The sequence below is a fragment of the Sulfurimonas sp. genome (genome assembly GCF_019429335.1).
GTDB lineage: Bacteria > Campylobacterota > Campylobacteria > Campylobacterales > Sulfurimonadaceae > Sulfurimonas.
The window spans coordinates 1-6,213 of sequence record NZ_JAHYJB010000046.1 but is presented as its reverse complement, the minus strand read 5'-3'; the positions used below and the strand labels follow the sequence as shown (position 1 = coordinate 6,213).

The 6,213-nt window shown below is 37.2% G+C and carries 4 protein-coding genes and 4 tRNA genes; 6 read left to right on the top strand and 2 right to left on the bottom strand.

Going from position 1 to position 6,213, the window contains the following annotated elements; translation table 11 throughout:
• Together thrS and ilvD are read right to left on the bottom strand one after the other, a co-directional pair.
• Window positions 1–1,540 (bottom strand): threonine--tRNA ligase (gene thrS / locus K0A91_RS10495; RefSeq protein ID WP_295010137.1); only part of this gene is annotated, 1,540 nt, incomplete at its 3' end.
• A gap of 112 nt (window positions 1,541–1,652) precedes the next feature.
• Window positions 1,653–3,338, bottom strand: coding sequence for a dihydroxy-acid dehydratase (ilvD, locus tag K0A91_RS10490; protein WP_295010136.1), 1,686 nt, complete (start codon window positions 3,336–3,338; stop codon window positions 1,653–1,655).
• A gap of 142 nt (window positions 3,339–3,480) precedes the next feature.
• Between ilvD and K0A91_RS10485 the strand changes: the two genes are divergently transcribed.
• The 6 genes from K0A91_RS10485 (at window position 3,481) to K0A91_RS10460 (ending at window position 5,893) form a co-directional block, all read left to right on the top strand.
• Window positions 3,481–3,555, top strand: a tRNA-Gly gene (locus K0A91_RS10485).
• 54 nt (window positions 3,556–3,609) lie between these two features.
• A tRNA-Leu gene (locus K0A91_RS10480) sits at window positions 3,610–3,696 on the top strand.
• 24 nt (window positions 3,697–3,720) lie between these two features.
• Window positions 3,721–3,794 (top strand) — tRNA-Cys (locus tag K0A91_RS10475).
• Window positions 3,795–3,825: 31 nt separating this feature from the next.
• Window positions 3,826–3,914 (top strand) — tRNA-Ser (locus tag K0A91_RS10470).
• A 382-nt stretch (window positions 3,915–4,296) separates the two neighbouring features.
• Window positions 4,297–5,349 carry a DUF262 domain-containing protein gene (locus K0A91_RS10465; protein ID WP_295010135.1) on the top strand — a complete coding sequence of 351 codons (1,053 nt, stop codon included), beginning with the start codon at window positions 4,297–4,299 and terminating at the stop codon, window positions 5,347–5,349.
• 1 nt (window position 5,350) lies between these two features.
• Window positions 5,351–5,893, top strand: coding sequence for a HEPN domain-containing protein (locus K0A91_RS10460; RefSeq protein ID WP_295010134.1), 543 nt, complete (start codon window positions 5,351–5,353; stop codon window positions 5,891–5,893).
• Window positions 5,894–6,213 lie beyond the last annotated feature (320 nt).

Below are 6,213 nucleotides of genomic sequence, written 5' to 3'. Positions count from 1 at the left end.
CGGCAATCGGAACGATTGCAACCTGAGTCGGAGCGATAAACATTGGAAACTCTCCAGCGTAATGCTCCGTTAATATACCAATAAAACGCTCAAACGAACCTAAAATTGCTCTGTGAATCATAACCGGTTGAATTTTATCGTTATTCTCGCCGTTATATTCAAGCTCAAATCTCTCAGGTAGATTAAAGTCTAACTGTATTGTACCACATTGCCACTCGCGTCCGATTGCGTCAGTAATCTTAATATCGATTTTAGGGCCGTAAAAAGCCCCTCCGCCCTCATCTATTTCATAAACAAGATTGTTTTTATCCATCGCATTTTTAAGTGCCTGCGTAGAAACATCCCATACTGCATCGCTTCCGACAGCTTTTGCCGGTCTTGTTGAGAGCATCATTTTGTAGTTAAATTCAAAAGTTGACATGATTTTATCTACAAAATCCACAACCTCTATAATCTGCTCTTCAATCTGGTCTGCTCTACAAAAAATATGTGCATCGTCCTGAGTAAACTCACGAACGCGGAAAAGCCCATGAAGTGCACCCGTCATCTCATGTCTATGCACAACACCGTACTCAAAATATTTAAGTGGCAAATCTCTGTATGAGTGCAAATCTTCTTCATATATCTTAATATGACCGACACAATTCATCGGTTTTACACCAAACTCTATCTCGTCAATATTTGTAAAGTACATGTTCTCGCCATAGTTTTGGTAGTGACCAGATGTTTTCCAAAGGTCGCTTCTAAGCATTTCAGGACCGCGAACAGGCTCATAACCGCGCTTACGGTGAGCTTTAAATAGAAGTGACTCTAACCTTGCACGAAGTCTTCCGCCTGCCGGAAGCCAGATTGGAAAACCTGCCCCAACCTCTTCACGGAACGTAAACATCTTCATCTCTGCGCCAAGTTTGCGGTGGTCTCTCTTCTCTGCTTCTGCCATCATATCAAGATATGATTTTAGAGCCTCTTTGTCTGCAAACGCTATTCCGTAGATACGTGTAAGCATCTCATTGCTAGAGTCTCCACTAAGGTAGGCGCCGGCAATCTTGGTAAGTTTAAAGTATCTGATAAGTCCAATATTTGGGAGGTGCGGACCACGGCATAAATCTTCAAAATCACCCTGCTTGTAAATAGAAACAGTGTCACTTAGGATGCGTTCCATTACCCTCAGCTTAAGATGGTCGTCTTTAAACTTCTTTTTTGCCTCAGCCATAGAGATTTCATACTTCTCTATCTCATACCTCTTTTTAGCAAGAGAGATCATCTCTTTTTCAATCTCTTTTAAATCAGACTCTCCGATTTCACTAGAAGTTTTAAAATCGTAGTAAAAACCCTCTTTGACGTTTGGTCCTACAAAAAACTTTGCATCAGGATAGAGTGATTTTATCGCCTGAGCCATAAGGTGAGCTGTTGAGTGGCGCAAAACCTCAAGCGATTCAGGAGAGTTATCCAGATGAATCTGTTCACCCTCAAAACCTTTCTCTTTGGCAGTCTGTAAATCTATAATTTCGCCGTTATGTTTTATTGCTATCGCGTTCAAAATTTTTATTCCTATCTCTCTATATATTTATTTCTGCCTCATAAGAGGCAAGCTTTAGTGCCTTAGCGACTAGCGTTGCAAGATGGGCTTTGCTCATCTTGCGTACAAATCATTAAAACTCAGTCTTTAAAACTGCCCCGTTTGAAGCATTTGAGACTAAAAGCTGGTAGCGCTTGAGCCACTTCGATTTAACCTCGTTTTTATGAGGTTTATAGTTCTCTTTTCTTTTTGCTATCTCTGCATCACTAACATTTAGCTGCAAGATATGCTTATCAACATCAAGCTCTATCTCATCACCGTCTTCTATAAGCGCTATCAAGCCGCCCTCTGCCGCTTCAGGAGAAACATGCCCGATGCTTGCGCCTTTGGTTGCTCCTGAAAAACGACCGTCTGTTATTAAAGCTACACTATCGCCAAGTCCCATGCCTTGAATAAGTGCCGTAGGTGCCAACATCTCCTGCATTCCAGGTCCGCCTTTTGGGCCCTCATAACGGATAACTACCACATTGCCAGGCTTTACTTTATGCGACATTATCCCAGTTATTGCCTCAGCTTGAGAGTTAAAACAGATTGCCGTACCTTTAAACTGGCGCATACTCGGCTCAATTCCTGCAGTTTTTACAACCGCACCCTCTAATGCTAAATTTCCAAAAAGAATTGAGAGTCCGCCGACTTGAGAATAAGCATTTTCATTCGTATGGATTATGCTCTCATCCAAGATGCTAGCATCTTTTATGCGCTCTCCGAGAGTCTCACCTGTTACCGTAGGGTTGTCAAGATGAAGCAATCCGCCTCTGCGGCTTACCTCTTTCATAACTGCGTTTACGCCGCCTGCACGGTTAATATCATCCATATGAACAGTTGTTAATGATGGAGATATTTTAGCTATATGCGCAATATTATCGGCAATATTGTTTATCTTCTCAATAGGAAAATCAACCCCTGCTTCTCTTGCAATAGCCAACATGTGAAGAACGGTATTTGAGCTTCCGCCCATTGCCATATCAACTACAAACGCATTGTGAACAGCTTTTTCATTTAAAACATTACGCAGATTATATTTGCTGTCATCTGCCTTTGCCATCTCAACTATTCTCTTAGCCGCTTTTTTAACAAGCTCTATTCTGGCAGGCGTCATGGCTAAAATAGTTCCGTTTCCAGGAAGTGCAATTCCCATAGCTTCGCAAAGAGTGTTCATTGAGTTTGCCGTGAACATTCCAGAACAGCTTCCGCCGCTTGGACATGCGTTGCACTCAATGTCGTACAACTCTTCATCTGTCATTTTCCCCTCAGCATGAACGCCGACTGCTTCAAAAGCAGTAGCCAAATCTATCGGTGTACCGTCTTTTTTATGACCTGCGGGCATTGGACCGCCTGAAACAAAAACAGTAGGAACATTTACGCGAAGTGCACCCATAATCATACCTGGAACAATTTTGTCACAGTTTGGTATACATATCATTGCATCAAGCTTATGTGCATTCATAACAGTCTCAATTGAGTCTGCGATAATTTCACGAGAAGGCAGAGAATAGAGCATGCCGTCATGCCCCATTGCGATACCGTCATCAACACCGATGGTATTAAACACAAAAGGAACTCCGCCTGCTTCACGAATAGCCTCTTTTACAATCTCTCCGTATTCATGCAGGAAAAAATGTCCAGGAATTATGTCTATGTAGCTGTTTGCTATCCCTATAAAAGGTTTATCAAAATCTTCGTCTTTTAGACCGGTTGCACGAAGCAATGAGCGGTGAGGAGCCTTATCAAAGCCCTTTTTTATGGTATCGCTTCTCATTAAAATCCTTCATTTATAGTTGTTATCTTTTATTATTGATGAGATTATAGCATTTTTTTCAATTTTTTCTATAAAAACTCTTTACAAACAAAAATAAAGTGGCTATAATTCCGCTCACTTAAAAAGTTTAAGTACACAAAATGCGGGAATAGCTCAGTGGTAGAGCACAACCTTGCCAAGGTTGGGGTCGCGAGTTCGAACCTCGTTTCCCGCTCCATAAGTTAAAATATTTAAAAATATCCGATATCTTACAAGATAAAAAAAACCCAAAGCCCGGGTGGTGAAATCGGTAGACACAAGGGATTTAAAATCCCTCGCTCGTAAGGGTGTGCCGGTTCAAGTCCGGCTTCGGGCACCACTATTATAAAAATTTGTTGAAACTGGTGCCATCGCCAAGTGGTAAGGCCGCAGCCTGCAAAGCTGCTATCCCCAGTTCAAATCTGGGTGGCACCTCCAAAATTTTATGATAACTTCGTTTCACAAATGTGGATCTTTGGCAGAGTTGGTCGATTGCACCGGTCTTGAAAACCGGCGAGGGTTATACCTCCCAGAGTTCGAATCTCTGAGGGTCCACCACATTTTTACACAACCCCCTTTAACACGACACCTTCAGACATTTTTCATAACTATTTCTTATATCAATAACTTTATTCTATCTATTCACTTTTTCAATATTTTTTTACTTTTAAAACAATTTTGGTCGCAGTTTTGTCTCTATAAAAATGTAATCATTCGACGGGAACGCTGTTTGAGATTGTGGGCAACTCGCCGGTCCACTTTGTCAGGTTATAATGATTTTAGTTGTAAATTTGATATGGAAAAAATTGCATAATTCTAAAATCTTTATTTTTCACTAACATATTCCAATATCACTAAGCTTTACTTTTAGCTATAATTACTTTTATGACAATGTAATTTTATAAATTGGAATACATAAATAAATATTAGGATGATAATTATGAGCATCAAAAAAACACCGCGTCGTATATTGGCTCAGCCATATGATTATTCTGTACAAGATATAGTTGATAAGATAAAGTCAGGTGATATTGATTTAAAACCAGATTATCAAAGAAATGATGTTTGGGGCGCTAATGATGAGAAAGAGCATAAGCGTTCACGTTTGATAGAGTCTCTTTTGCTAAATATCCCGATTCCTGTTATATATTTTGCTGAGCAAGCTGAAACTTTAAAGTATGAAGTAATTGATGGACAACAGCGATTAAATACTTTTTCTAGCTTTCTTAATGATGGATTTATATTAAATGGTCTAGAAATTCGTGATGATGTGAATGGGAAAAGTTATTCACAACTTGAACAAAGAGATAGAGATGAAATTAGAAAAAGATCAATTAGGGCAATTGTAATTTTAAATGAATCTGATGAAGAAATTAAATATGAAGTTTTTGAACGTTTAAATTTAGGTAGTGTACAATTAACCCCACAAGAAATACGAAATAATACTTTACGAGGTTCTTTTAATAATTTACTTAAAGAATTAGCAGAAAGACCTTTACTTAAAAAAATGTTGAATTTAAAATTAAAACGTGACGAAAGAAATATGGCTCATGAAGAATTAGTACTTCGTTTTTTTGCATATCATGATAGTGGTTATAAGCGAGCAAAAAATTTATCTTTTTTCCTTACAGAATTTTTAAAAAACAATCAAAATCCTCCTGAAAAAACATTAAAGACTTTTGAAAAATTATTTGATGATACAATTGAATTAGTGTATAAGTATCTAGGGGAGCATGCATTTTCAAGTTATGGAATAAAAACAGGAAAGTGGACTACTAACTCAAATAGGTCATTATATGATGCCGAAATGTTAGCCTTTTCTGATTTTACAGATAAAAAAATTCATATAACTCCAAAACAGTTTATACAAGAGCTTGAAAAATTAATGGTTAATGATGAATTTAAAAAAAGTCTTCATTCTCAAGCAGGTGGAAAAATGATAGAAAACAGGGTTGCTAGTATCAAAAAAATAATTTTAGGACAAATTACATAACATGACACAAGGTAAAAATAGAATTTTGGAAGTTCTTAGTAAATTTACTGGGCGAGATGGGGAGCCAAGCGGTGATGCTGAAACCTATATTTTAAAATCTATGTGGCTGATGATGCTTTCTGAATTTGAAGCAAGCGTTAAAATAAAAGTAGAAAATTATATTGATGAAATCAAAACAAAAGATATTTCAAATATACGTATTTGTCTATTAACTAGAAGTTTTTTAGGAGATAAGCAAGAAGAATTAACTCTCAACAAAATTGTATCATTTTATAAAAAAAATCCACAAGAGATAAGTTATCGTAACTTTACTCAAGATAGGGTCCCAAAATATAAAACTCCAGCGATTGAAAAATTATTTAATAATTTAGGTATATTTTTTAACGAAGCTGAATTAACTTCTTTATCTATTTTAGACAGCATAGCATCAACAAGAGACGCTATTGCTCATGGAGATATTGGCGTACAAATTACAAGAACAGAATTAGAAGTAAAATTGCAAAATTTAGAAAGTGTTTTAACACTATTAGAAAGTAAGTTATAATTAATAATAATGTCACAACTAAACATCTATACTGATCTGAGATTTTAAGGCAATAATTCTATCTGGCGAATTTGGTTATAATAATAAAATTACACGAGGAAATAAATAAAGGGGACAGGCTACTTTGGAATATATCCTATAAACTAGCCTGTATTAGATTGAGCGACTTAACAATAAAAATGAGCAAAAATCATCTCGCCAATTTCCTAATCCTGCGAGGACATCCTCAAAAGCACCATACCCGTCTATGTTTCAAGCACTTTGACTAAAATGGTCTGACTCGTTTCCTGTCTTTTTTTGATGATTTTTGACGTAAAGTT